This window comes from Vulcanisaeta sp. EB80 (genome assembly GCF_002078205.2).
The window spans coordinates 1-3,842 of record NZ_LCWN02000146.1 but is presented as its reverse complement, the minus strand read 5'-3'; the positions used below and the strand labels follow the sequence as shown (position 1 = coordinate 3,842).

Annotated in this window: 5 protein-coding genes; 2 read left to right on the top strand and 3 right to left on the bottom strand. The window is 52.6% G+C overall.

Annotated elements, in window-relative coordinates; translation table 11 throughout:
* From B7L70_RS12710 to B7L70_RS12700, 3 genes are all read right to left on the bottom strand, one after another.
* A partial coding sequence (locus B7L70_RS12710) for an ATP-binding protein (RefSeq protein ID WP_202908747.1) occupies positions 1–634 on the bottom strand: 634 nt, incomplete at its 3' end.
* Entirely contained in the window at positions 631–1,641 is a 1,011-nt protein-coding gene (locus tag B7L70_RS12705; RefSeq protein ID WP_081228478.1) for an ATP-binding protein, read from the bottom strand. The genes B7L70_RS12705 and B7L70_RS12710, both read right to left, overlap by 4 nt.
* Positions 1,638–1,976: a hypothetical protein gene (locus B7L70_RS12700; RefSeq protein ID WP_101940306.1), complete on the bottom strand. Its 339-nt coding sequence runs from the start codon at positions 1,974–1,976 to the stop codon at positions 1,638–1,640. Before B7L70_RS12700 ends, B7L70_RS12705 begins: the two co-directional genes overlap by 4 nt.
* On the opposite strand from B7L70_RS12700, the gene B7L70_RS12695 reads away from it, so the two are divergent.
* Together B7L70_RS12695 and rpsB are read left to right on the top strand one after the other, a co-directional pair.
* Positions 1,936–3,057: a hypothetical protein gene (locus B7L70_RS12695; protein ID WP_143701664.1), complete on the top strand. Its 1,122-nt coding sequence runs from the start codon at positions 1,936–1,938 to the stop codon at positions 3,055–3,057. The two genes, B7L70_RS12700 and B7L70_RS12695, sit on opposite strands and share 41 nt — an antisense overlap.
* Positions 3,058–3,205: 148 nt before the next feature.
* Positions 3,206–3,842 (top strand): 30S ribosomal protein S2 (gene rpsB, locus B7L70_RS12690; RefSeq protein ID WP_101940304.1); only part of this gene is annotated, 637 nt, incomplete at its 3' end.

The window sequence follows — 3,842 nt, the reverse complement described above, 5'->3', positions numbered from 1 at the left end:
CATCCTCAAACGGTGGCTTCTGACCCGGCACCTTATCATAAAGCTGTCGAAAGCCCTCCTTCGGCATGTTCCACATCGGCATGATCATAGACCACAGGTGTCTGCCGATCTCCTCCCTCGACAAGCCCTCGCTTGTTGCTGCTATGGCGACTATTTTTTCGTAGTGCTCTGGTGGGTGTTCTATTAGTTCGAGCATGCCCTTGATTATGAGGGCTGCCTCCCTCTTGTCGAGGTATTGGAAGGCATCATCAACAATTACAGCCAACCTCCCCCTACCATGCTTAATGGCTTCTATTGCTAGGTCGATCACGCTCCAGGCGAGCTTGGCTAGTGCGTATTCTGAAGCGGCTTGCTTGAGTACGTTTAGGGCGTGCTGCCTCAGGCTCTCGATGCCTACCTCAACCTCGAACCTCCTCCTCATTGGGTTGAAGTAGATGACGTCGAAGCCAGCCTCCCTAAGCACCTCGACAGACTGCAACAACCAACTAGTCTTACCACAACCCTCAGGGCCAAAAACCACGATTGGGAACCCCGTACCCCTCCCCGCCCATTTAATCACTTGTTGAATAGCAACATCCCTATCCACAAAATCAACATCAAGACCCGACACAAGCGAGAGCTTAATCCTCCTCATACCCGATACTCCTTAAGTGCTCTTCTTACTGCTTCTCTGTGTAGTGGTGTTTGCCAGGCAACGTCCCTACCGATGCCGAGTTCGAGGTCCCTCTCTGGTGGTGGTTGGTCGACCCAAAATACCTGATCCCTATCATACATGTTGTAGATGATGAGGTTTCGCCTAATGAGCTCTGCCTTAAGCTCCTCCGGTATGTCTGGGCTCCACAGTGCCTCTGGATCCTCAACGGCCCTCTCGAGCCAGTCCCTCCACTTGGCTATGAAGTCTGGGGTCAAGTCCTTCTCCCTAATGAGTTGAGCCACCACAGCATCCCTACTCCACCCAGCTATATATAGTTCACGGAGTGCATTTGGGTTCCCACCAGTCCATTTCCAAACTTCGTTGAATGGTGGTTTCGGCCCGGGCACCTTCTCATAGAGCTGTTGGAAGCCTTCCCTGGGCATGTTCCACATTGGCGTTAGATGAGCCCACCTATGGCGGCCGATCTCACTCCTCGATAAGCCCTCGCTTGTTGCGATTAGTATGACTATTTTCTCGTAATCATAGACGGGGTGCTCGATCATGTTTAGGAGGCCCTTGACATAAGCAGCCGCGTTGTTCAAGCCAATGGCTTGGAAGACATCGTCAGCAATAACAGCCACCCTCCTCTTCCTCCTTCTCAGCAACTCCCTCACCAAGTCGAATACGGCTAGGGCGATCCTACCCCACTTCTCATCCGCCAGCGTTTGCCGGACCAGGTCGAGGAAGAGGGACTTAACGTCTGGCTCATCAACCTCGGCCATGAAGACCCTATCGAGTGGGTGAAGATAGAGTACGTTATAATCAAGCTCCCTGATCGCCTGGACTGTTTGCCTTAGGAATGCCGTCTTACCACAACCCTCGGGCCCAAAGATTACCACTGGGTACCACGTGCTCTTATTAGCCCAATCCTCAACCTGCCTCAACGCCACATCCCTATCAACAAACTCAATGTCCAGGTCAGCAAACCTAACGGTGATTCTCCTCATGCAGATGCCTCCCTAAGTGCTTGCCTAACGGCTTCCCTATGTAGTGGTGTTTGCCAGGCAATGTACCTACCAACACCAAGCTCTTGATCCCTCTCCGGTGGTGGCTCGTCGATCCAGAATTGTTGTTCTCTATAGTGCATGTTGTAGATGATGAGGTTCTTCCCAACCAACCACCTCAGTAAATCCTCAGGCGCACCCCTACCCCAGAGTTTGTCCGGGTCCTCGACCGCCTCCTCAAGCCAAGCCCTCCATTTCCTGATGATGTCCGCTGTCAGGTTCGTAACCGGTGTACCATTGTCAGCGATATCAGTGACCGTGGTTAACGGCTCAACCACACCAGTCACCATACCCGTAGGCAAGGTTGCCGTTGCCTTCGCCAGCGGCCTAACGCCAAGCAGCTACACGCTGAACCTGTTATACAGTGGTAGCGTGATCGCCAGTGGTTCAGCTAGCGATGTCAGTGTTGTCATCCCAGCTGGCTCATACAGCATAAACGGTACGATTGATGGTGTCCCATTATCAGCGCTGCCAGTGAGTGTTAGCGCTGGGCAGGTGGCTTCAGTCACCATACCAGTGGGTAAGATAGCCGTCAGCTTCGCTGGTGGTTACGTGCCTAGCAGCTACACGTTGAACCTGACGTACAATGGTATGACCGTTGCAAGTGGTTCAGCCAGTGCTGTCAGTATCGTGGTGCCGAGCGGCACCTACAGCGTAAGCGGTGTCGTTAGTGGTGTGCCGGTGTCGCCAATCAGCGTAACCGTGGCCACTGGGCAGGTGGCCTCAGTCACCATACCCGTCGGTAAGGTTGCTGTGACCTTTGCAGGCGGCTTAATACCGAGCAGCTACACACTGGCCCTGCAGTACAATGGCATGGTTATTGCCAGTGGCTCAGCCAGTGATGTGAGTATTGTTGTTCCGGCCGGCACTTACACGCTTGTTGGTAATGTTAGTGGCGTGCCGATTTCACCAATAAGCTTCAGCGTCTTAGCCGGTACACAGGCATCAGCCACAGTGCCGGTAAGCCAGCTAAGCATAACGGCATACACGGCTAATGGTGTGCAGTTAAGCAATGCACTAATAACCGTAACCTACAGTGGTAAGCAGGTGGCTGCTGGCACAGGCTCACTAAGCGTCATAGTGCCAGGCGGCGTATCATACACCATATCAGTGAGCGCCTACGGAGTAACCAACACAACCACAGTAACACCGGCAGTGGGCACCGTGATGAGCGTTAGGGCTGTTGTGCCAATAAGCGGCTACATAATATTCGGCGCCTTCGTGCCACTGAGCACGCTGATATTGGTGGCAGTGATAATACTGGTGGTGGTGATAATCATAGTGGTGCTGCTGATGGAGTACAGCAACTGGAGGAGGAGGAGACTGGCAGGCGGCCTATTCGGCCCAGGCGCCAAGTAAGAGCCCTAAAGGTCTTTAAAACAGGCAAAATCCCTTCAAATTTTTCCCTTCTTTTTCCCCTTCTTCCCTCAAAACCCCCTTGGCTTAATTCGCATTAATCATCATCATTGACGCTAAAGCTTAAATACGGGCATATTAATTGGGGGTGATGGGCGAGGAGTCTAAGAAGCCTAACCAACAGGGTGAGGAGTACCTAGTGCCAGTGGAGAGGTACATGGCTGCGGCCGTTAGGCTTGGGGCCAGGGTGTCCAATGGCTACCTGCAGAGGAGGGGCTTCATATTCACGGTTAGGCCTGATGGGTTGAGGATATTCAACTTGAAGAGGATTGATGAGAGGATTAGGATTGCGGCTAAGATGATTGCCAGGTACAACCCATCAAGGGTCATGGTTCATTCAACCAAGCCATACGCCTCAAGGCCAATTCAAATGTTCTGCAAGTTCGTCGGCTGCTTACCTGTGACTGGTAGGTTGATACCAGGTACTTTAACGAACCCATACCTAAGCCACCACATAGACATAGACCTCCTAATGGTGGCTGACCCCAAGACCGACTTCCAGGCGATTAATGAGGCGTCTTTAACCGGCATACCGGTAATAGCCCTAGTGGACACTGACAGCGACATAACCTTCATCGACTTCGCAATACCCTGCAACAATAAGGGTAGGAACAGCCTAGCCCTAATATTCTGGCTACTGGCCAGGCAGGTGCTTAGGGAGAGGGGTGAGTTAAAGCCAGACGAGGACCTACCAGTTAGCTGGGAGGAGTTCAGAGTCCCCGTTGGGC